At 36.4% G+C, this 22,280-nt stretch carries 18 protein-coding genes and 1 pseudogene; 14 read left to right on the forward strand and 5 right to left on the reverse strand.

Features of this window, described 5'->3' with window-relative positions:
• Nucleotides 1-5 precede the first annotated feature (5 nt).
• The 3 genes from ACLHDF_RS29290 to pruA form a co-directional block, all read right to left on the reverse strand.
• Nucleotides 6-1,394: an amino acid permease gene (locus ACLHDF_RS29290; protein WP_413921914.1), complete on the reverse strand. Its 1,389-nt coding sequence runs from the start codon at nt 1,392-1,394 to the stop codon at nt 6-8.
• 169 nt (nt 1,395-1,563) lie between these two features.
• On the reverse strand, nt 1,564-2,484 hold the full coding sequence (locus ACLHDF_RS29295) for a proline dehydrogenase family protein (RefSeq protein WP_413921915.1): 921 nt from the start codon (nt 2,482-2,484) through the stop codon (nt 1,564-1,566).
• A gap of 72 nt (nt 2,485-2,556) precedes the next feature.
• Entirely contained in the window at nt 2,557-4,122 is a 1,566-nt protein-coding gene (pruA, locus tag ACLHDF_RS29300) for an L-glutamate gamma-semialdehyde dehydrogenase (protein ID WP_413921916.1), read from the reverse strand.
• 754 nt (nt 4,123-4,876) lie between these two features.
• Between pruA and ACLHDF_RS29305 the strand changes: the two are divergent.
• Nucleotides 4,877-6,139 (forward strand): annotated as a pseudogene (locus ACLHDF_RS29305) (Glu/Leu/Phe/Val family dehydrogenase).
• Between the two features lie 221 nt (nt 6,140-6,360).
• On the opposite strand, the gene ACLHDF_RS29310 reads toward ACLHDF_RS29305, so the two are convergent.
• The gene (locus ACLHDF_RS29310; protein WP_413921917.1) at nt 6,361-6,984 is read right to left on the reverse strand and encodes an FMN-binding negative transcriptional regulator; all 624 of its coding nucleotides are present in this window, start codon (nt 6,982-6,984) and stop codon (nt 6,361-6,363) included.
• A 165-nt stretch (nt 6,985-7,149) separates the two neighbouring features.
• Here ACLHDF_RS29310 and ACLHDF_RS29315 point away from each other — a divergent pair, with 165 nt between their 5' ends.
• The 7 genes from ACLHDF_RS29315 (at nt 7,150) to ppsA (ending at nt 14,465) form a co-directional block, all read left to right on the forward strand.
• Nucleotides 7,150-8,559 carry a PLP-dependent aminotransferase family protein gene (locus ACLHDF_RS29315; RefSeq protein WP_413921918.1) on the forward strand — a complete coding sequence of 470 codons (1,410 nt, stop codon included), beginning with the start codon at nt 7,150-7,152 and terminating at the stop codon, nt 8,557-8,559.
• A 405-nt stretch (nt 8,560-8,964) separates the two neighbouring features.
• Nucleotides 8,965-9,342 carry a hypothetical protein gene (locus ACLHDF_RS29320; protein WP_413921919.1) on the forward strand — a complete coding sequence of 126 codons (378 nt, stop codon included), beginning with the start codon at nt 8,965-8,967 and terminating at the stop codon, nt 9,340-9,342.
• Between the two features lie 14 nt (nt 9,343-9,356).
• The gene (locus ACLHDF_RS29325; RefSeq protein ID WP_413921920.1) at nt 9,357-9,494 is read left to right on the forward strand and encodes a hypothetical protein; all 138 of its coding nucleotides are present in this window, start codon (nt 9,357-9,359) and stop codon (nt 9,492-9,494) included.
• Nucleotides 9,481-9,588, forward strand: a complete 108-nt coding sequence (locus ACLHDF_RS29330) for a hypothetical protein (protein ID WP_413921921.1) — start codon at nt 9,481-9,483, stop codon at nt 9,586-9,588. Before ACLHDF_RS29325 ends, ACLHDF_RS29330 begins: the two co-directional genes overlap by 14 nt.
• A gap of 223 nt (nt 9,589-9,811) precedes the next feature.
• Entirely contained in the window at nt 9,812-9,970 is a 159-nt protein-coding gene (locus ACLHDF_RS29335; protein WP_413921922.1) for a hypothetical protein, read from the forward strand.
• 1,251 nt (nt 9,971-11,221) lie between these two features.
• Nucleotides 11,222-11,707: a hypothetical protein gene (locus ACLHDF_RS29340; RefSeq protein ID WP_413921923.1), complete on the forward strand. Its 486-nt coding sequence runs from the start codon at nt 11,222-11,224 to the stop codon at nt 11,705-11,707.
• 139 nt (nt 11,708-11,846) lie between these two features.
• Nucleotides 11,847-14,465: a phosphoenolpyruvate synthase gene (gene ppsA, locus ACLHDF_RS29345; RefSeq protein WP_413921924.1), complete on the forward strand. Its 2,619-nt coding sequence runs from the start codon at nt 11,847-11,849 to the stop codon at nt 14,463-14,465.
• Between the two features lie 105 nt (nt 14,466-14,570).
• Here the strand turns inward: ppsA and ACLHDF_RS29350 are convergent, their stop codons facing one another.
• A complete protein-coding gene (locus ACLHDF_RS29350) occupies nt 14,571-15,317 on the reverse strand; it encodes a gamma-glutamyl-gamma-aminobutyrate hydrolase family protein (RefSeq protein ID WP_413921925.1) in 747 nt (248 codons plus the stop codon).
• A 290-nt stretch (nt 15,318-15,607) separates the two neighbouring features.
• Between ACLHDF_RS29350 and ACLHDF_RS29355 the strand changes: the two genes are divergently transcribed.
• The 6 genes from ACLHDF_RS29355 (at nt 15,608) to ACLHDF_RS29380 (ending at nt 22,236) form a co-directional block, all read left to right on the forward strand.
• The gene (locus tag ACLHDF_RS29355; RefSeq protein WP_413921926.1) at nt 15,608-17,146 is read left to right on the forward strand and encodes an ABC transporter substrate-binding protein; all 1,539 of its coding nucleotides are present in this window, start codon (nt 15,608-15,610) and stop codon (nt 17,144-17,146) included.
• Between the two features lie 59 nt (nt 17,147-17,205).
• The gene (locus tag ACLHDF_RS29360) at nt 17,206-18,159 is read left to right on the forward strand and encodes an ABC transporter permease (RefSeq protein WP_413921927.1); all 954 of its coding nucleotides are present in this window, start codon (nt 17,206-17,208) and stop codon (nt 18,157-18,159) included.
• 9 nt (nt 18,160-18,168) lie between these two features.
• The gene (locus tag ACLHDF_RS29365; RefSeq protein ID WP_413921928.1) at nt 18,169-19,077 is read left to right on the forward strand and encodes an ABC transporter permease; all 909 of its coding nucleotides are present in this window, start codon (nt 18,169-18,171) and stop codon (nt 19,075-19,077) included.
• Complete coding sequence (locus ACLHDF_RS29370) at nt 19,074-20,072, forward strand: ABC transporter ATP-binding protein (protein WP_413921929.1); 999 nt, start codon at nt 19,074-19,076, stop codon at nt 20,070-20,072. The genes ACLHDF_RS29365 and ACLHDF_RS29370 overlap by 4 nt, the downstream gene beginning before the upstream one ends.
• Nucleotides 20,065-21,054: an ABC transporter ATP-binding protein gene (locus ACLHDF_RS29375; RefSeq protein WP_413921930.1), complete on the forward strand. Its 990-nt coding sequence runs from the start codon at nt 20,065-20,067 to the stop codon at nt 21,052-21,054. Before ACLHDF_RS29370 ends, ACLHDF_RS29375 begins: the two co-directional genes overlap by 8 nt.
• A 228-nt stretch (nt 21,055-21,282) precedes the next feature.
• Entirely contained in the window at nt 21,283-22,236 is a 954-nt protein-coding gene (locus ACLHDF_RS29380; protein WP_413921931.1) for a hypothetical protein, read from the forward strand.
• The last annotated feature ends 44 nt before the right edge of the window (nt 22,237-22,280 follow it).

Below are 22,280 nucleotides of genomic sequence, written 5' to 3' on the forward strand. Positions count from 1 at the left end.
TAAATTTAAGAAATATTTTTCTCTATTTCTATTTTTGTTATATTCCTTCTGTTTTTTGTAAGAAAGAAAGATCCTATAATGAATAAAGCTATTAGTAAAGTTAAAAAAAACTGTATACGTAAAGAATCAATAAAAGGCATTGCAATAAAAATACTAGTAATGCCAACAATCGTGCCGTATGTTAAGTAAGGGAACAGCCACATTCTTATTTTGAGTTTCTCAGGCCGCTCCTTTTCATAATTTTTACGCATACGTAACTGAGAGAAAGCGATTACCAAATATACAAGAAGAGCGACTCCCCCAGAAGCATTGACTAGAAACAAAAAAATCTTATCAGGAGAAAGATAATTAAAACCTACGCTGATATAAGAAATAGTTGTACAGCCTATAATTGCATTAAAAGGAATTCCTTTTCTATTTACCTTTAAAAATAGTTTAGGAGCATCTCCTTTCTGAGCCATAGAAAATAACATGCGGGAACTTGTATAAAGACCTGAATTTAAGCAAGAAAGTACAGCTGTTAACAAGATAAAATTCATTACTTGAGCTGCTGCTGGAATATTGACGATTTCTAACAGCGATACAAAAGGACTTTTCATCAAACTAGAAGAATCCCACGGAAGAACTGTTACAAGAATCAGGATAGAACCAAGATAGAAAAGTAAAATTCTGTAGATGACGGTATTTGTTGCGGATATAATTGCTTTCTCTGGATGAGGTGATTCACCTGCTGCTGTGGCTACGATCTCAGTTCCCATAAATGAAAACATTACAACCGTTACTCCTAAAAAGACCGAACTGATTCCATTGGGAAGGAATCCGCCTCTATGAAAAAGGTTAGATGTTCCAGGTGACTCTACTCCTGGTATAAAACCGCATATGATAGCCCCTCCAAGGATTAAAAACAGAACAAGACTCACTACTTTAATTAAAGAAAACCAATATTCAAATTCACCAAAAGACTTAACAGAAAATATGTTAGTTAAGGTTAATAGAAAGGTAAGAATTAGGCTCACAGACCAGGATGGCAAAGAAGGAAACCAATATTGAATAATTGTTGAACCAGCTATTGCTTCAACGGCAATAACAATAACCCAAAAGAACCAGTACAACCAACCAATTGTATATCCGGCCCATGGGCCAAGTGCTTCTCTAGCGTAAGTAGCAAACGAACCACTGGATGGATTGGCTGTTGACATTTCACCTAGCATCCGCATTACTAAAATGACTAATAAACCAGCAAATGCGTATGAGATAATTGAACCAGGACCTGCAGTATTAATTAATGTTCCACTTCCGATAAATAGTCCAGCACCAATGACACCACCAAGAGAAATCATTGTGATATGACGCGTTTTTAATTCTTTTTTGAGCTCAGGCTGTTGATCATGCATATCTTATAACCTCCTTTGTAAGAATGAATATCCCTATCCATTAAGTAAGAAAATTTAATAGTTGAGCAGAGAAGAAAGTCATTAGAAAAAGCCTTTGCTCACATAACAAAAGCTCTTTAACTCTTAGCAGAATCTAGTTGACATCTAAATATTATGAATTTTTAGATGTTTACTTAGAAAAGAAGCCTTTTAGTGCAAATGCAACATTTTGTGGTCTTTCTGCCATACGACGCATAAAATATCCAAACCAGTCATTTCCAAAAGGGACATACACACGCATTTTGTAGCCTTCTTTGGCTAAACTCAATTGCATATCGGTTCTAAATCCATACAGCATTTGAAACTCAAACTGATTACGATTAATATGATGCTTTTCAGCAAATCCTTTTACTTTTTCGATAATATTATGATCATGAGAGGCAATTGCTGTATAGCTTCCACTTAATAAATGTTCTTCAATAATTCTCATATAATTATTATCTATTTCCTTCTTTTCTTGGTAAGCTACTGTAGGAGATTCTTGATAAGCCCCTTTAACCAATCTAAGAGAAATGCCTTTTAAGTCTTTTACATCTTGCTCAGCTCGAAATAAGTATGCTTGAATAACTGTACCTACGTTATCATAACCATATGTTTGACGTAATTTTTTTAAGGTATCTAACGTAATTTGGCAATGTGCATGGTCTTCCATATCAATTCGTACAAAATTATTATATTTTTTTGCCGTTTCAAGGATTCGACGCATATTTTCTATACAGAAATTTGGATCAATATCCAAACCAAGCTGAGTCATTTTAACGGATAGATTACAATTTACCTCTGATTTCCCCATAGCTTCTAATGTACGTACGTTATATTGTGTTGCTTCTATAGCTTCTTCTCTACTGGATACAAATTCTCCTAAATGATCAAGAGTGCAAACTAACCCCTTTTGATTTAATTGATTTACTTTTTTGATGGCACTCTCAATTGTGTCCCCCGCCACAACTTGAGAAGCTCCAAATTTAAGACCCCATTTTTTTGCAGCCTTATTTAGTACTTTGTTTTGAGAAGCATGAAGAAAAACATTTTTTGAAACCTCTGCCAACATGAAAATTTCCCCCTAAATATATATACGTATTATTTTCAGGTGGGACAGCCTAGAAAGGCTGTCCCATTGTTTTTAAAGTGCTGTACTTGTTGTTTTTGCTTGCATGTGCAGGATTAAATAATCAGGTCCTCCGGCTTTTGAATCAGTTCCAGACATGTTGAATCCGCCAAACGGATGGTATCCTACAATTGCACCTGTACAACCACGGTTGAAATAAAGATTACCTACATGAAATTCTTCTTTTGCTCTTTCAATGTGAGCAGGTGTATTAGAAAGTAATGCACCCGTCAGAGCATAGTCAGTATTGTTTGCAATCTCCATCATATGATCGAAATCTTTTGCTTTACAGAACGCTACAACAGGTCCAAAAATCTCTTCTTGCATTAAACGTGCTTTCTCATCTACATCTGCAAAGATGGTAGGCTGGATGAAGTAGCCTTTAGAATCATCAGCTTCTCCTCCTGTCATTAAGCGACCTTCTTCTTTGCCAATTTCAATATAAGATAATACTTTTTTATAAGAAGCTTCATGGATGACTGGCCCCATATAAGTCGAAACTTCTTCTGGGCTTCCAACTGTTAATGTTTTTGTTAATGCAACTGCTTTTTCAAGTACAATGTCATATACATCCTGATGAACCACAGCACGAGAGCCAGCTGAACATTTTTGTCCTGAGAAGCCGAATGCAGAGTACACGATAGAAGATGCTGCTAAGTCTAAATCTGCATCTTTATCAACAACAACGGTGTCTTTTCCTCCCATTTCTGCAATTACTCGCTTTAACCATTTTTGCCCTGGCTGTACTTTTGATGCTTTTTCATAGATACGGCAACCAACTTCACGAGAACCTGTGAATGAAACAAAGCGTGTTTTAGGATGTTGAACTAAATAGTCACCAATCTCAGGTGTAACGCCAGGAATAAAGTTAAGTACTCCTTTTGGAAGTCCTGCTTCCTCCATTACTTCTACAAATTTTACTGCTACGACAGGAGTTGCATCAGCAGGTTTTAATAAGATTGTGTTTCCTGTAACGATTGCTGCTGCTGCAGTTCCTGCCATAATAGCTAATGGGAAATTAAATGGAGAAATAACGATGCCTACACCAAGTGGAATATAATTAAATTTATTTTCTTCTCCTTCACGACTTTGTACTGGTACTCCATCTTTGAGTTTCAGCATTTGACGAGCATAAAACTCAAGAAAATCAATGGCTTCAGCTGTATCTGCATCAGCCTCATTCCAAGGTTTAGCAGCTTCTTTAACAAGATAACCTGAGAATTCATGCTTGCGGCGACGGATAATATCGGCTGCACGGAATAAAATATTTGCACGCACTTCTGGATCTTCTTTTTTCCATGTGTTGAATGTAGAGAGTGCTGCTTGCAAAGCTTTTTCAGCTAATTCTTGGTTCGTTTTAGACACTCGACCAATAATCTCTACTTTATTTGCTGGGTTAATCGATACAATTTTTTCATCTGTTGTAATTAACTCTTCACCAATGAATAGGGGATAATCTTTTCCTAGTTCGGATTGTACAGTTTCTAAAGCCTTATTAAATTCTTTTTTATTTTCCTCAAGTGTGAAGTCTGTAAACGGCTCATGTGTATATGCTTTGATTTCTGTAAGAGTTGTTGTCATTGTACTATTCTCTCCCTTAAAAGTTTTTATTAGATTTTTGATGTTAAAATCTTTCTTAGTACTGGCCAATACTATTTTCAAACTATAAATACTTATCAGATGATTAGTTCTAAAAATTAATAATGATAGATATATTTTAAAATTTTAGAACATTTAATCTTTATAAGAATGTATTATAAACACCTTCTATGGGTTTTGTACATACTTTTTTTACAAAAGTGTTAAATTTGTTTATTTTTGAACACTTTTGTTCATGAGATAGAATGATTATATTACTTTTAAGTTTTTATGCAAATATATGGTTAGATAATCTGACATATTTTTTATTTCTTCGCTATTTAATCGTTTTTGAGCAAATTTATTTCCATTTTTTAAATTGCACATGAATTTTAAAAATAGTGTTTGGCTACCATATGAGCTGATTTTTTATTTCCACAGAAATTTAATCTTAGATTCATTTAAATTAAAAGATTTTTATTGGTTGAATCGGGCCATAAAGTTGTACATAAATTTTTTTATTATAAAAATAACATGTTAAATTACCTGACAATATTGTTGCAAATAAAAATGCCCATAATATGATCATCTCGTCACATAGAGAAAATAGTTTTCTATTTTTATTTATAACTATTTAAGAGTTTTAATAAGACTACTCTTAAGTTTCACATTAATAAATTTGGCAAGTGGAAAGCTTTTTGACTATAAAAAATGACAATTAAAAGGGGAAGTGAAATGAGTGTTCAACCAAAAAGGAATGATTAAAGAAAAAGAAAACTCAAGAGAGCAAATGAATGCGTTAGAGAGAACCCAAGAAGTTATTCGTCTAGATCTTGAAAGAATGCACTATAAGCAGGAAGCATATGATTTGGTAAAGGAACCTTTAAGGTTACTAACTGTTCATATTCCTATAAGAATGAACAACGGTTCTGTAAAAGTCTTTACAGGGTATCGTGCTCAGCATAATGACGCCGTCGGGCCTACAAAAGGTGGGGTTCGTTTTCACCAGGATGTTACAGAAGAAGAGGTGAAAGCACTCTCTATGTGGATGAGTATAAAATGTGGGGGGGCAGATCTTCCTTATAGAGGAGGCAAAGGTGGGATTCAGTGTGATCCCAGAACTATGTCTTTCAGAGAATTAGAACGTTTGAGTCGCGGCTATGTACGAGTCATTAGCTAAATTGTTGGGCCCACTAAGAACATCCAAGCTATAATTTGTTCACTAATTCACAAATTATAGCTTGGATGATGGACAAATATAGCCGTATTCGAGAATTTGGTTCACCTGGGTTTATTACAGGTAAACCCTTAGTTTTAGGCGGGTCTGTGGGAAGAGAATCATCTACTGCTAAGGGAGTAACTATAGTGACAAGAGAAGCTGCAAAAGTAGCAGGAATTAACATAAAGGGATCAAAAGTGATGATTCAGGATTTTTGGAATGTAGGTAGCTTTTTGGCTAAATCCCTTTATGATGAAGGTACGAAGATAGTAGGTATATCAGATGCTTATGGGGCTTTATATGATCCAGAAGGGTTGGATATCAATTATTTATTAGACAATAGGGATCCCTTTGGGACTATTACAAAATTATTTTCAAATATAATTCCAAATAAAGAGTTATTAATAAAACCATGTGATATCCTTATCCCTGCAGCTCTCGAAGACCAGATTATAGCGGAAAACGCCCCTGACATTTAGGCGAAAATTCTAATAGAGGCTGCGAACGGCCCCACAACATTAAAAGCCACCGAAATATTGGCTCAAAAAGGGATATTAATTGTTCCTGGTGTCTTAGCAAATGCAGAAGGAGTCATTGTTTCTTACTTTGAATGGATACAGAATCATCAAGGTTTCTATTGGACAGAAGAAGAAGTCAGCAATAGACTTGAAAATATTTTAAACACCTCTTTTCTAAACGTATATGATGCTTCTAAGAAGAATGATATTGATATGAGGTTAGCTGCTTATATGATAGGTTAAAAAAATGATAGAAGCCTCTCAATTTAGAGGGTGGATCTAAATTAAAAATAGGAAAAGGAACTTCTATATAATTTTCAAAAGCAGAGTTGGCGCCTTTCTTTGATAGGTACTAACTCTGCTTTTGAAATTTGCCTTCACAAATTCTTCTAAAATACTAATTTATACGGTGATAAAGAATGAAAATGTTTATTTATATAAAAATATAGGGGTTTCAATATTATGAAATATAGAATTGGTTTACGAACATTAAAAACAGGCGAACTAATTTAAATCTTTAATTTGTTTCATTGCATCTGCAAGTTGACGGGACTCTAACTCTTTTTCTTCATATAAATTGTGAATAATATTGTTATAATCTTCTTCATTACGATTTTGGCTTAGCTTATATGCAGCTTGAATGTCTTGTACTTTTACTCTAAAGCCTATAATACCCTTTAGTTCGGCTTCTAATAGACTAGACGAAAGTTTGTCCCATAATATTGGTGCTTTACGATGGCTCTCATATTTATATAACAGGTTAGTAAGTGACTTTTTTAGTTCATCTTGATTCAATATTTCTACCTTACCGTATACATGTACAGCCTGATAGTTCCATGTAGGCACATTTTCATCCTTATACCAAGAAGATGATATATAGGCATGGGGTCCTTGATACATTACTAGGGCTTCTTCGGATTCCTCAAATATCCTCCATTGTGGGTTTCCGTAAGCGACATGACCCGTTATGTAATAATTATCCTTTTCATTTTTTTCTAACAGTAAGGGAATATGTGTAGCAATTGGTTTTCCATTTTTCGTAGTAACGATAGTACCAAAGGAATTGTGTTGAATAAAATCTTCAATTTCCTCTACAGCAGTAATTTTGAAATACTTTGGAATAAACATAAAAAACTCCTTTCATCTCATATATAGATTTAAAAATGCGACAGGAAGCTTTCTCAAAAAATGAAATATTTGATATCGATGCTTGATATAAAATATAGTATTATACAAACTGACATATAAAAAGGTACAATTTTAAATAAATAAACATGTCAAAGAGGTTTTTAAATGAAAAATATTATTTTTGCCTTCGAAGATGACTTACCTAAATACAAACAAATCTATGAGCAATTTAAATTATTAATTGAGCAAGGAAAATTGAATGCAAATGAACAATTACCTTCTATCCGTGAATTAGCACAATCTCTTCAAGTGAGCCGAAATACGACATTAATGGCTTATGAGCAACTTGTAGCTGAAGGATACATTAGGGGAGAAGGGAGAAAGGGGTATTTTATAAATGAATTAGAGACTCTGCCATTTCAAGTCACGCTAAGTTCATCTAACAAAAAGCCATCAGAGTCATCAAACCCTATTCTTATTGATTTTCGACCAGGTGCTGTGGACCAGAAGCAGTTTCCTTTGAAAACTTGGCGAAGACTGTATAATCAGGCCTTGACATTACCGGAAAGCTTTCAATATGGAGAACCGTTTGGTGAACTATGCCTTCGAGAACAAATCGCTACGTACTTGCTACAATCTAGAGGCGTAAGAACAGAGGCAGATTCTATTATCATCGGCAGTAGTACGCAACAAATGCTTATTAATCTTGGGAATATACTGAAAAGTGATTTTCCCAGTGTTATAGTAGAGGATCCCGGGTATGATGGAGCTAGGGAAGCATTTCAATTCCATCGATTTTCATTTGAGGCTATACCAGTGCAGGAAACAGGTGCTAACCTTTCACAATTAGAACAAATGAAATCGAGGTTAATCTATGTAACACCTTCTCATCACAGTCCATATGGAGTAAGCATGTCCATCCAACAACGGCATACACTGATCCAATGGATTAATAAGAGGAAGGGGTATATGATTGAGGACGATTATGATAGTGAATTTCGTTATACACAACAACCTTTCCCAGCTCTTGCCTCAATTGACCCAGCAAGAGTCGTTTATTTAGGAAATTTTTCAAAATCCTTTCTTCCAGGAATTCGTTTAAGTTATATGGTATTACCGCAGCCTCTTTTAAAGGTATATAAAAAGCAGTTTTTATATTTTGAGAGTACTACGTCAATTCTTAACCAATTTACCATGGCTAAGTTTATGGAAAGTGGTGAATGGAGTCGTCATATTAAACGTATGCGCCTTGTTTATAAACAAAAAATGCACTATATAGTATCTGAATTAAAAACACAATTTAAGGACAATATCACGATTATCGGCGAGCAATCTGGTCTTTACTTATTAGTGAAAGTTCACTGGGATTGTTCAGAAGAACTGTTAATCCAACAAGCTTCTTTTTATGGCATAAAGGTGTACCCTACTTCTATCTATTTTGTTAACAATAATACGGATAAACCTATTATTAAGCTTGGTTTTACTAACCTTACTTTTGAAGACATTAAATCTGGTATAAGCCTTCTAAAGAAAGCTTGGCTGAAAAAACTACCTGTGATTATTAATTCTGTCTAATAATCACAGGTAGTTTTCTTTGTTTTGTAATAAATGGGACTATCTATTTTTACTATAATTCCAATATAGATTTAAAAACTTTCCTTAAGTGGAAGACTGATTTATATTTCTCCCCTCATAAAATAGCAATAATCGGGAAAACTTAATAGTTTTTATTGAATAAAGAACGTTTGCTCTTATAAAAAAAGAGAACAAATGTTCTTTGTTTAAGGAATACTTTCAATGGATTACGGGCAGCTACCAAACAGAGGCATTATTTGTATCGATACGAAATCATTTTTTGCCTCGGTTTCCTCTGTCATACGAGGATTAGATCCGTTAAAAACATAGGAGATATCAAACGGTCGGGGTCGGTTGTGTTAGCTGCCACACCCTTATTAAAGAAAGAAGGGAGCAAAACAGGTCGTGGCGCAAACTGTCCATTTATCCATTGGCTACAGCAAACAAACAGACGGGAGGTTCTCCAGGCAAAAGAAAATAGGGAGAGCTTCGAATTTAAGCCAAGATATCTTTCCGTATTGTTTAATCATCTTACATACGTTTGATATTGGTATACCGATTCGCTCCATTGGCATTTTATTATCAAATACCAGCATTCAAGAAGAAGAGCAAATGAGCTTATTTGAAGATAGTGATCAATGTGAAAGAGCCTATGCATTAGCCAAAACGATTGATGAAATCTGGATGCGTTATGGGAAGAATAGTGTTCTTCGAGCGTCAAGCTATCTGGAACATTCAACAGCTCGTTATCGAAAGGGCCTTTCAGTAGAGCATAAAGCATAAAGGGGGAAGATGCTATGCAGAACAGAGGAATGAAAAAATGGCGGCCGTTCGCCACTATGCCAGAGCAATACAGAGGATTACAGGAAATTATAAAAAAAGCAATCAGAGATACATCAACCTTTTTTAACAGAAGATCAAATGGAACAGATTAACTTCACCTTGATTGAAGCGCTTCATACACATAAAAAAGTATACCTTACCTATTATAATCATGGGCAATGTATAACAGAAACTGGAGTTATTTAGTTTGGTGATTCCCTTGGAGGATTATTTGTTTTTATAGATGAAAGACGTAAACAAACGAATAAAATGAGGTTAAGTGAACTAGTTGATGTGCGTTTCATGTAATAGAAAGTAATAAAACAGTTTATTTACATAAGATTTCCATACATAATTAGTATAAGCTTAAAGAGTACCTAATCATTTTTCATAGATTCATTTAATAATATGGCATAAGGAGGCCGATAATATGAAGCAGGTTTGGAATGAATTTGAGCAGTGGTTGAAGATAAATCGACCAGAAGCAGTAGGAACACTTAACGAGGCAGCTACTGAATCAGAAATTGTAGAGATTGAAAAAAAGATGGGACTAACATTCCCTCAGAACCTTAGAAGCATCAAACGATAAAAATCAACGATTGGATTTTAGAAGTTGATGTTGCAGAAAGGAATAAACAGTACTTAAAGGATTGGAATTTGTGCGATTGTCTATAGTAAAGTTTAATAAATTATATAGTCTATAAACAAGGCAAGCGGTCGCTGTGATAATTCCAAATCAGCTTACTCCAAAAATTTTATGAAGAAGCGTCTTTTCACGCAACTATCATCAGTGTGGAATGAAGCATTCTAGATTAAACCATCAGCCAAGAGACAGCAAAAACCTTCAAGAAAACGCAAAGGCATTAATATCCTTTGCGTTCTTTAATCAAGCTCCTGTAAACCAATAATAAGCCGTAGGCTTTCTTTCATCGTTGAAAACTGCTAACAATTGAATAGTATATGGCTGCAATGATTAAAAGCACAGCAACGATATATAAGGTATATCTTAAAGTTTTGGTCATAGAAATATTCACCTTTCTGTTTTAATTTTAATACAATAAATTTTTATTAGTTTGTTTAATCAAAGAAGATATGATGCATGAAAAGAATAGATGGACTCTTTTTTGTTTCCTGAAAGAGTTACTCATTATGATAACTAAAATTAGTATTATCATTTGCATATAGGGGAGAAATGCTGTTTAGATATGCTGGAAAAAAGTACTCACAAGAGTGCTTTTTTACTTTATTTTAAGGAACAATTCTAAAGAGATCCTTTGATAGATAGGTATTTCTACATACTCCATGTACAAAGAACTGGAAAAAATTCTCTTTGACAATTTATAATAATAGAGAACTGTGTCGAATCTTGAATATTGGAGAGATTACTATATGAGAAGACTACTTCCTTTTATAATTTTTACCATTTATTGCATTCCATACGTTTATTTATCTATGCAAAAAGATTTCGAAGAGGATTCAAAGCTAACCTATATAATCATGGCCATAGTCACAATAGTACTATCGTATCTAAGCGGGCTAATTAGAGCGGATTTATCACTCATTTTAGGAAATATAATTTCTTTTAGTACTTCATACTTTTATAACGCACTAAGGCTTCCCGATCCTAAGTGGGAGAAATATTTTACACCCTTTAATTCTGTTGAGCAGATAGTGCTGATAAGCCTCGCGGCGCTTGTACTGCAGATGATTGTTTATTCACTTGGGAGAAGACGAGCGAAGCGATACATTCAGAACGCTATGATTTCGAAATAAATAAAAAAGAGAGTTAGGCATCTGATGAGCAAGACTCTTCAGGTGACTAAATGAAAGAAGGATTAAAATGAGGAAAATTGCTGAAATCTTATCCTCTAAAAAGGAAGTTCTAAATGAGGAAGATCAACAAATACTTCAAAAGCTAATTAAGAAGCTGCATTCTTTTTCGCATGCTCCATTAAATAGAAAGCACTGCTTACGTATGCAACCGTTTAGTGAATCAGCTGAAGTATCACGTCTTGTTGGGAGTGTCATAAAGTCTTATGAATTAAAGTTAATGAACAACAGCTACCATAGTGACTTTGATATTATAGGGTACTATTACTGCATCGCATTACTTGCTTGCTGCGTTGCATTTGAAAAGGGTAATATAAAAGAAATTTATTCTGTATTAGAAAACGAAGTGATAAAAAATATTGAAAAGAATTCTCTTGCAGTCAAACGAGGTGGGGAGAATCGCAGCGTTATGGCACGTGTACTTACCTATTTAAAAAAAGATACGAATCAATTAGATAAACTAGTTCAACAACTTGAAGATGCAAAGCTAAAATAATATGTAATCGCTGACAAAATGTTATATAACTCTCTTCCTATCTTAATTATACCACATAAAAAAACGCCGATATAGACTGTTTATTCTCATTTACTGCTGGTAAAATCAATAAAACATTACCGGTTAGGAGAGATGTTGAATGAACTCTTTAGTTCTTAGCTTTCAAGAAATAAAAGAAACACAGCTTTCACTTGTTGGAGGAAAAGGCTTGAATTTAGGGGCGTTATCAAAAATTCAAGGAATACAAGTGCCGGAAGGATTTTATGTGACAGCAGTCGCGTATCAAAAAGCCCTTGAACAAAACGAAACGTTTCAAGAGTTGCTGAACCAGCTAATGATGCTAAAAGCAGACGACCGAGATCAAATTGGTGAGGTCAGCGAAAAAATTCGCCAAACCATTTTGGCAATAGGTATTCCTTCCGACGTTGTAAAAGCAGTTACTCATTACCTCTCTCATTTAGGCGAGGAGCATGCTTATGCAGTTCGTTCAAGTGCAACTGCTGAAGATTTGCCATATGCTTCTTTTGCGGGTCAACATGATACCTTTTTAAACATCACAGGCAAAGAAGCAATCCTTCAGCATATTAGCAAATGCTGGGCTTCTCTGTTTACAAACCGTGCGGTAACTTATCGTACAAAAAATGGATTTGACCATAGTCAAGTGCAGGTATCTGTTATTGTTCAACGAATGGTTTTCCCGCAGGCTTCAGGTATTTTATTTACCGCTGACCCAGTCACTTCCAACCGAAAGCTGCTATCAATCGATGCAGGCTTTGGACTTGGAGAAACGCTAGTATCTGGTTTAGTATCTGCCGATTGCTATAAAGTAAAAGAAGGAGAAATCGTCGATAAAAAAATAGCAGCTAAAAAGTTAGCTATCTATGGATTAAAAGAAGGCGGAACAGAAACCAAAGAAGTTCATTCCGATCTGCAGAAAACGCAGGCGCTCACTGACCGTCAAATTTTACAGCTAGAACGCATTGGAAGACAGCTTGAAGCTTCTTTTAATTGTCCACAAGATATCGAATGGTGCTTGGTTGATGATACATTCTATATTGTCCAAAGCCGGCCAATCACTACTTTATATCCAATTCCTGAAGCAGATGATCAGGAAAATCACGTTTATGTATCTGTTGGACACCAACAAATGATGACCGATTCCATGAAGCCACTGGGATTGTCTTTTTTTCTGTTAACGACTAATGCACCCATGCGTAAAGCTGGTGGAAGGTTGTTTGTTGATATCACGCATATGCTGGCTTCACCTGACAGCAGAAAAATGATATTAGGTGCCATGGGCCAACATGATCCGCTCATGAAAGACGCACTTATGACCATAATAGAGCGAGGAAACTTCATAAAACCTTTATTAAATGATAAGCAAGAACAGGATTCTTCGGGCAGAAGCAATAAAAGCGTGCCGTCTACGAATTCTAAAGCACAAATCGAAAACGACCCGACAATCGTTTCTGATTTGATTAAGAAGAATCAGTCATCAATAGAAGAGTTAAAACAAAACATCCAAACGAAATCAGGATTGGAATTACTTGATTTTATTTTGGAAGATATCGGAATATTAAAGAATATTTTATTTGACTCACAGAGTTCAGCTGTGTTTATGGCCGCTATGGATGCTTCATCATGGATCAATGAAAAAATGGAGAAGTGGCTAGGTGAAAAAAATGCGGCAGATACACTTTCTCAATCTGTACCAAACAATATTACTTCGGAAATGGGTCTGGCGCTATTGGATGTTGCAGATGTGATTCGTCCTTACTCAGAAGTCATTGATTATTTACAGCACGTAAAAGATGATAACTTTTTGGAGAAACTGGTTAAGTTTGAGGGTGGACAGGAAATCCAAGACGCGATCTATGATTATCTCAGCAAATACGGCATGCGGTGTCCCGGAGAAATTGATATTACAAGAACTCGCTGGAGTGAAAAACCAACTAAACTTTTGCCTCTCATTCTCAGCAACATTCAAAACTTTGAGCCTAATGCCAGTAAACAAAAATTTGAAAAAGGCCTGCATGAAGCCTTAAAAAAAGAGCAAGAGCTATTAAATCGATTAAAGCAATTGCCGGATGGTGAACAAAAAGCAAAAGAAGCAAAAGAAAAAATTGATCTCATTCGAAATTTTATTGGTTATCGTGAATATCCCAAATACGGCATGATTAATCGCTATTTTGTTTATAAACAGGCTCTGCTGAAAGAAGCCACTCAGCTCGTAAAAGACGGCCTTATTTATGAAACAGAAGATATATACTATCTGACGTTTGAAGAACTTCGTGAAGTTGTACGTACACATAGACTTGATTATCAAATGATCAACAAGCGTAAAGAAGAGTACAAATTATATGAAAAGCTAACTCCGCCGCGTGTAATCACGTCCCATGGTGAAATCATTACAGGTGCGTACAAACGAGAAAACCTTCCACCCGAAGCAATTGTAGGTTTACCTGTTTCTTCAGGTGTGATAGAAGGGCGAGCGCGCGTCATTTTAAACATGGAAGATGCTGATTTATCAGATGGAGATATATTAATCACTTCCTTTACTGACCCTAGCTGGACCCCGTTATTTGTAGCGATAAAAGGCCTTGTTACCGAAGTTGGTGGACTGATGACTCACGGTGCGGTCATTGCACGCGAATACGGATTGCCAGCGGTTGTCGGAGTGGAGAATGCTACTCAGCTGATAAAAGACGGACAGCGAATTCGTGTACATGGAACAGAAGGGTATATTGAAATACTGTAAAAGCTTATGTGCTGTGACTATGTTGTGCATCTTTGGTTAATACAAAAAGGCAGCCCATTGTAGTTGGCTGCCTTTTTCGTATTGGTGACGAAGTAGATTGGAGCGTTAAATAGTTACCTTTTTCTTAGTCGAATGCTGCACATGTTCCATAAACAGTTTAAACAAGTTTAGCATTGAAGTATGTTCTTTTGCCATCATTTCTGGATGCCACTGCACGCCGACTACAAATTGCTCTCCTTGTTTTTCAATGGCTTCAATGACTCCATCTTTCGCCCAGGCGGAAACTTCAAAACCAGAGGCTACATCTTTAATCGCTTGGTGGTGAAATGAATTAATAAGAGCTTGATTGCCATAAAGGCTATGTAAGTGTGTTCCTTCTTTAATGATAATGGAATGAGAAGGGTCGCTTGTATTGCTGTATTGATCGTGTTTGATAAATGACTCTTTTATTTCTGACATGTCTTGATAAAGAGTGCCGCCGTAAGCAACGTTTAAAATTTGTAAACCGCGGCAAATCGCTAATACCGGCTTTCCTTGATCAATAACATGCTTTAGCAACAGCCGTTCAGACTTATCACGTGCTAAAAAAGGTGAGCCTGTTTTAGTTGTCGGTTCTTCTCCATATAAAAGGGGATTAACGTCTTGTCCGCCTGATAAAATTAAGCCGTCTATATTTTCTGCCTGCGCTTTAATCATTTCTTCGTCTTCTAGCACTGGCAAGATAAAAGGAACCCCGCCGTTAAGCGCTGTTGATTCGATATAGTCGTTGTTTACATACGCTCGCTTATACCCTGGAAAACGTCCTCCTTGATCCACAATAATGCTTCCTGATATACCAATTAAAAGTCCCAATGTTGTTTTCTCCTTTTTTATTAAATTACCATTTTTCGAGATGTTTTTTCTTTTTTTATTTCGTTAATAAATGGTTCTCAACTGCTTACTCTATAAGAAATAGATAGTTCCTTTATTCAACTATTATACAGATATACCATATTTTTAATGAAAAACGATATAATAGCCTCTGTATGTCAAAAATTCTAATTGCCAAAGGTAAAAGGTAGTGCTACAATTGTTCACATTCCTACTATTCTTCTTATTATAGTCGGATTAAAATTTTATACAAGGAAATAGGAGTGATTTTAGTGAAAAGGACTTATTTACTTTTCATCTCTCTTTTAGCCATTGCCCTCATTGTAGCAGGGTGCAGTGGTAACGCAAGCAAAAATTCTTCAAGTGAAAAAGAAGGAAAAGAAGGCGGAACGCTAAACGTCGCGTCTCAAAGTGAGCCAGCAACGCTAGATGCTCAAATCACTGGGGACTCAGATGTTAAAGATGCAACGCGCAGTATCTATGAAGGGTTAATGATTTTAGACAACAAAGGAAATCCTAAGCCTGACTTAGCGTCTAAAGTAGATATTAGCGATGATAAAAAAACATACACGTTCCAATTAAGAAAAGGGATTAAATTTCATAACGGTAAAGAAATGACTGCAGATGACGTTGTCGCTTCTATTAACCGCTGGATTAAGCTATCGTCTCTTGGAAAAACGAACTTCTCTGGTGCTGAAATGACAAAAACCAATGATGATACAGTTGAGCTTCATTTACAGTCACCTAATGTTAACACGCTATCTTTATTAGCTGATCCAATTCCCGCAGCAGCTATTTTACCAAAAGAAGTGGTTGACAATGCATCTGATGAAGGGATCAAAGACTACATAGGAACAGGCCCATATAAAGTAAAAGAATGGAAGAAAAATCAATATCTTTTATTAGAGAAATTTAAAGACTATTCTTCGAAAGGCCGCGAAGTTAAGAAAACTCCTCACGTCGATGAAATTAAGATTAGTTTTGTAAGCGATGAGTCAACTAGAATTTCTGGTATTACAACCGGACAATTTGACGTTGCGCTATCTGTATCAAGCGATAATGCCAAGCAAGTTGAAGGCAGCCAAAATGCAAAAGTAGAAATATCACCAGGCGGATTTATGGGACTTTTCTACAACGCAGACAAAGGCGTCTTTAAAGACATCAATGCACGAAAAGCAGTTAACGCAGCTCTTAACTCAAAAGATATTTTAGATAGTTCTTACGGAAGCTCAGATTATTACAAGCTTTCTTCATCCATTGGGAATAAAGAGTATCCAAATTACTACAGTACAGCCGGAAAAGAAGAATATAACCAGCATGATAAGAAAAGAGCAAAAGAATATTTGAAGAAATCTGGTTACAACGGGGAAGAAATTCGATTAATGGCGTCTCGTGATTACCAAGATCAATACAATACAGCGGTTGTGGTTCAACAAGAATTAAAAGACATTGGTATGAATGTAAAACTAGAAGTATACGATTGGGCGACGTTCAGCGATAAAATGAGCGATACAAATCAATGGGACATGTATCCTGTTGATTGGAATGCACGTTCTACCATCTTCCAAGGATTCTGGACTACAAAAGGTACATCAGTTGAAAAATCAATGGACTACTTAAATAAAATTAAAGCTGCTCCTTCTGTAAAAGAAGCTCGCGGTGACATTGATGCGATTCAACAATACGTATGGGACGAGCTTCCATTCACACTTATTGGTCATAAAGTGAACATCAATGCCGTTTCTAACAACGCAAAAGGCTATGAGTATAATTTAGGTCCAATTTTCTATGATATGAGTTTAACAAAATAATATTTTACTAATTTAATAAGTAGAGGGCAGGTGCTCTCTGCTTTAGAAAGGAGTTTACGATGGGAGCTTATACAATTAAGAGACTTTTTGCACTAATTCCTGTTTTATTCATTGTGTCTATTGTTGTGTTCTTAATTACGCGCTTAACGCCTGGAAGTCCTGCGGCTATCATTTTAGGACAAGGAGCAAGTCCGGAACAAATTGCAGCGCTGAGCAAAGAAATGGGATTGGATGAGCCTGTTGTGAATCAATACTTTATTTGGCTATCTAACATCTTCCACGGAGATTTTGGCTATTCCTATTTTTTAAATAAACCTGTGCTCGGGGCGATTTGGGATAACGTAGGCCCTACGGTTTCTCTAGCGATACTCGCACAAATTTTTGGCGTGGCGTTTGCTTTACTATTCGGTATATATGCAGCTAAACATAAAGGAACGATTCGTGATGAAAGCATTATGGGAGCCAGCCTTTTAGGTATTTCCATTCCTAGCTTTCTTCTCGGTTCATTCCTTATTTTGCTTTTTGCTGTACAGCTTCGACTTTTCCCTGTTTCAGGATACGTTCCGTTAAATGCTGGATTATTTGAGTACTTAAAATATTTAGTTTTACCAACGATTACGCTTGGAGCGATTCAAGCTGCATTAATTACTCGTATGACGCGTTCATCTTTACTCGATACCATTTCTGAGAACTTCGTCAAAACGGCAAAATCAAAAGGATTAAATGAACGTACCATTATGCTTAAGCATACGCTGCGCGTGAGTTTTTTACCGATTTTAACAGTTATCGGAGAATCATTTGCGGGGCTTGTGACCGGAGCGGCGGTAACAGAATCATTATTTAACATTCCGGGGCTAGGCCAACTGATTGTTTCATCAATTGAACGCCGAGATTACGCGCTTATTCAAGGAGCCGTACTTTTAATTACGGTTGCTTATGTGGTAATCAATTTAGTTGTTGATCTGCTGTATGCTGTGATCGACCCACGTGTACGCAATTCTTATCATGATTAAAGGAGGGTGATGAATGTGAACGTACAACAAAATACAGAAAGCATTTCAGTAACTGTAAAGAAAAAAAGAAACCCAGCAGTAGCGCGCTTTTTCTCAAATCGTTTGCTAGTCAGAGGAACAATACTTATTTTATTATCTATTTTGATTGCTATTTTTGCTCCGCTCATTTCTCCTTTTGGTAGCTTACAAATCGACCCTGCAAATCGATTAGCGCCGCCATCAAGCACGCACTGGTTTGGGACAGATAACTTTGGACGAGATGTATTTAGTCGGACAATGTACGGAGTCAGAATATCATTAATGATTGGAGCCGCAGTAACGATTATCGCCACTGTACTTGGGTTAATCGTTGGACTTTTATCTTCTTATTATAAAATTCTTGATTATATCTTAATGAGAATTTGTGACGGCTTGTTTGCTTTTCCTTCTATTTTGCTAGCAATTGCAGTCATGGCTGCTCTAGGACCAAAAACAAGCAATGTTATTATCGCACTGAGTCTTGTATTTATTCCTTCAATCGCCAGAATTGTTCGTTCAGCTGCGCTTGTTGTAAAAGAAAAAACCTTTATTGAAGCTTTAAAAGCTCAAGGCGCAAGCTCGTTTCGAATCATTTCTTTTCATATGGCGCCAAACGTCTTATCGCCTTTAATCGTTCAAGTAACGTACGTGTTCGCGGTGACGATTCTAACAGAGGCGTCACTAAGCTTTTTAGGAGCTGGGATTCCTGCGCCAACACCAAGCTTGGGAAATATGCTGTATGACGGAAAGCTTGCAATTTACAACGCTTGGTGGATGACTGTGTTTCCTGGTGTGTTTATCATTTTAATTGTACTGGGTCTTAATTTATTTGGTGATGGCCTGCGTGACTGGCTAAATCCGAAAAATGTAACGCTGAAGAAAAGGAGGAAAAAACGTTGAGTAACGCTCTTTTAAAATTAGAAGACTTACAAGTAACTTTTACAACTTATAGCGGAGAAGTAACGGCTGTTGACAACGTATCTCTTCAATTAAATAAAGGAGAAGTATTAGGGATTGTCGGTGAATCCGGATCTGGAAAAAGCGTAACGTCCGAATCTATTCTTCAGCTATTAGACCAAGACTTAACAAGCTACGGCGGCAAAATTTTATTTGAAGGAAAAAACTTATTAGACATGTCTTCAAAGCAAATTCAGCAGCTAAGAGGAAACGAAATCTCAATGATTTTCCAAGATCCTATGTCGTCCTTAAATCCCGTTATGCCAATTGGAAAACAAATTGCTGAAGTAATTCGTCTGCATCAAAAAGTCTCTAAAAAAGAAGCGCAAAAGAAAGTGGTAGAGCTTTTAAGACTAACAGGTATTCCGTCTCCAGAACAGCGAGCAAAAGAGTATCCGCATGAAATTTCAGGAGGAATGAGGCAGCGCATTATGATTGCGATGGCTTTAGCCTGCGAGCCAAAGCTTCTTATTGCCGATGAACCAACAACGGCTTTAGACGTAACCATTCAAGCCCAGATTCTTGATCTCATGATGAACTTAAAAGACAAGCTCAATATGGGCGTGCTGTTCATTACTCATGACTTAGGCGTTGTGGCTAATGTTTGTACAAAAGTAGCTGTGATGTATTTAGGACAAGTGATGGAAGAAACGGATGTTAAAACGCTGTTTTCAAAGCCGCTTCATCCTTATACAATGGGCTTAATTAAATCGGTGCCTCATTTAGATGGCGACAGAACAAAAGAGCTTTCGTCCATTCCAGGAACGGTTCCGCCGCTTTCAAACGTGCCAAGCGGCTGTCGTTTTGCACCAAGATGCCCATTTGCAACGGAAAAATGCCATAAAGAAGTACCGATTTTAGAGCATGCCGATGATACGCATCGCGTTAGATGCTGGCACTATGAAAAAATTCAAGAAGGAGAGGTTGCGCATGTCTAGTGAAGCAAAACAGCAAAGAGTGAAGCCCTTGCTTGAAGTTCGCAACCTGCAAAGATATTATTCGGTTCGTTCTGCTTTAGGAAAAGCAAAAGGACAAATCAAGGCGGTCCAAGATTTGTCCTTTGACATTTATGAAGGCGAAACGTACGGATTAGTAGGTGAATCTGGCTGCGGGAAAAGTACAGCGGGACGTACGCTTTTAAAATTAGTAGAACCAACAGGCGGAGAAGCACAGTTTAATGGAGAAAGTATTTTTGAATCCAAAGCATCGCGCTTACGAACGATTCGTAAAGATTTGCAAATGATTTTCCAGGATCCGCATACTTCCCTTAATCCAAGGAAAAAAATTGGTGCTTCCATTCAAGAAACATTAACGATTCATAATGTAGGCGCAAAAAGAGAACGAAAGCAGCTTGTCATTGATTTATTAAAAAAACTTGGGTTTAACGAAGAAGATTACAACCGCTATCCGCACGAATTTTCAGGCGGTCAGCGCCAGCGCATAGGTATTGCGCGTTCGTTGATTTTAAACCCAAAGCTCATCATTTGTGATGAGCCGGTTTCAGCACTGGACGTATCCATTCAAGCACAAATTTTAAACTTGCTGCGCAGTCTGCAAAGAGAAATGAAGCTTTCATATCTCTTTATTTCCCACGATTTAAGCGTCGTAAGGCACATTGCAGACCGCGTTGGCGTGATGTATTTAGGAAGATTAGTAGAAGAAGGGCCAACAGATGAGATTTTTTCAAACCCTCGTCATCCTTACACAAAACTTCTTTTATCATCTGTTCCGACGATTAACGAACATGAAAAATGCGAAAAAATTGAGGTGAAAGGTGAAATTCCATCTCCTCTTAATCCACCTTCAGGCTGTGCATTTCATAAAAGATGCCCGTTCGCATTTGACCGCTGTATGAAAGAAACACCTGAGGATACAGTGGTTAATACCAAGCATAAAGTGAAATGTCATCTTTATAGTTAAGGTGAAAAGCTTTACTATATAAACGATGAACGTATTGATGCAGTGGAACAATTGAATGTATGGAATGAAAAAAGTCACTAGTACCTCTAGTGGCTTTTTTTGTGAAAACAAGGAGTTTAAAGGGGATACAAAAGTTCTTATTTAACATATTAGATTCGTTTTTATGTAAAAAACGAATATTTTAACGGCAATAAAATTACATAAATATACATAAAAGAGAGTTTTTTGATGAAAAAAGAATCTTTTGTTTTGGCGATGATATTACTGTTATGTGTAGGTGGCTTAACCGGATGTGGCTTTTTAGATGAAAAGGAAACTGCTACAAGCGGTCAAGAAACAAAGAAAAAGGTAGAAACAAAAGGAGAAAGCAACGAAGCAATCAAAAAGAAAGAGCCTCAAGATAGTGCTACTAAAGGTTTAGATAAAGACACAAATAAAGTGACAGAAAAAGAGAAAGACTCCTCAAAGCAGGAGAATAAACAGCAAGAAGATTCTACGAAAGTAGCAGAAGAAACTGAAACAGCATCTAGTAAAGTTGACTGGGGAAGCACCTGGAGCAGAGATATTGATACAGATCCTGCTGGAATAGATATTACTAATGTAAAGGGTAATACGTTTAAATTTAAGCTAAATGCAAATCATTTAGATAACCCGAAAGATGTCAGCACGGGGCTTGTAAGCGCAGGGGACGTGGAAGGAACTGTAAAGGTTGACGGAAATGTCGCTACTCAAATAACAGATGATATAGAAAGTGGTTGTAGGATTAAGATGACCAACCATACGAGTTATATAGAGGTTAAAGAGATTTCTAATTGTTCAAGAGCTGGGGGAATAGGAGTTTACTACGAAGGTACATATCAAAAAGCTGATATAGCTTCACAGGAAGAAAAAACTGATAACAGTACAACTTCAGAGGATGCCGATGAAGGTAAGCAAGACCAAGAAAAAAGCGAAGAACCAAGCACAGAAGAAACTCCACCAGAAAAAGAACAACACCTGTTGACACATAAAGAAGCGGAACAACGTGTAAAAGAATTTTTAAACCTTCAGAGGATAATATGTACTATGTTTACGATGGAGATACAAAAGAAGGATACTACTACTCTATACGTGTCTATCAATATCAAGAAGCAACAGCAGATTCAACTGAACAAGAAGCTTTTTATGGTTTTTATACAGTGAATCCGCAAACTGGAGAAGTAGCCGATGCATATGCCGATTTAAAA

Origin of the sequence: Priestia megaterium, from assembly GCF_046599315.1 — a bacterium.
GTDB lineage: Bacteria > Bacillota > Bacilli > Bacillales > Bacillaceae_H > Priestia > Priestia megaterium_F.

Coding starts and splice junctions, on each gene's coding strand:
- ACLHDF_RS29290 (WP_413921914.1), bottom strand. CDS start 1,394: ATGCATGATCAACAGCCTGAGCTCAAAAAAGAATTAAAAACGCGTCAT.
- ACLHDF_RS29295 (WP_413921915.1), bottom strand. CDS start 2,484: ATGTTGGCAGAGGTTTCAAAAAATGTTTTTCTTCATGCTTCTCAAAAC.
- pruA (WP_413921916.1), bottom strand. CDS start 4,122: ATGACAACAACTCTTACAGAAATCAAAGCATATACACATGAGCCGTTT.
- ACLHDF_RS29310 (WP_413921917.1), bottom strand. CDS start 6,984: ATGTTTATTCCAAAGTATTTCAAAATTACTGCTGTAGAGGAAATTGAA.
- ACLHDF_RS29315 (WP_413921918.1), top strand. CDS start 7,150: ATGAAAAATATTATTTTTGCCTTCGAAGATGACTTACCTAAATACAAA.
- ACLHDF_RS29325 (WP_413921920.1), top strand. CDS start 9,357: ATGCAGAACAGAGGAATGAAAAAATGGCGGCCGTTCGCCACTATGCCA.
- ACLHDF_RS29330 (WP_413921921.1), top strand. CDS start 9,481: ATGGAACAGATTAACTTCACCTTGATTGAAGCGCTTCATACACATAAA.
- ACLHDF_RS29335 (WP_413921922.1), top strand. CDS start 9,812: ATGAAGCAGGTTTGGAATGAATTTGAGCAGTGGTTGAAGATAAATCGA.
- ACLHDF_RS29340 (WP_413921923.1), top strand. CDS start 11,222: ATGAGGAAAATTGCTGAAATCTTATCCTCTAAAAAGGAAGTTCTAAAT.
- ppsA (WP_413921924.1), top strand. CDS start 11,847: ATGAACTCTTTAGTTCTTAGCTTTCAAGAAATAAAAGAAACACAGCTT.
- ACLHDF_RS29360 (WP_413921927.1), top strand. CDS start 17,206: ATGGGAGCTTATACAATTAAGAGACTTTTTGCACTAATTCCTGTTTTA.
- ACLHDF_RS29365 (WP_413921928.1), top strand. CDS start 18,169: ATGAATGTGAACGTACAACAAAATACAGAAAGCATTTCAGTAACTGTA.
- ACLHDF_RS29375 (WP_413921930.1), top strand. CDS start 20,065: ATGTCTAGTGAAGCAAAACAGCAAAGAGTGAAGCCCTTGCTTGAAGTT.
- ACLHDF_RS29380 (WP_413921931.1), top strand. CDS start 21,283: ATGAAAAAAGAATCTTTTGTTTTGGCGATGATATTACTGTTATGTGTA.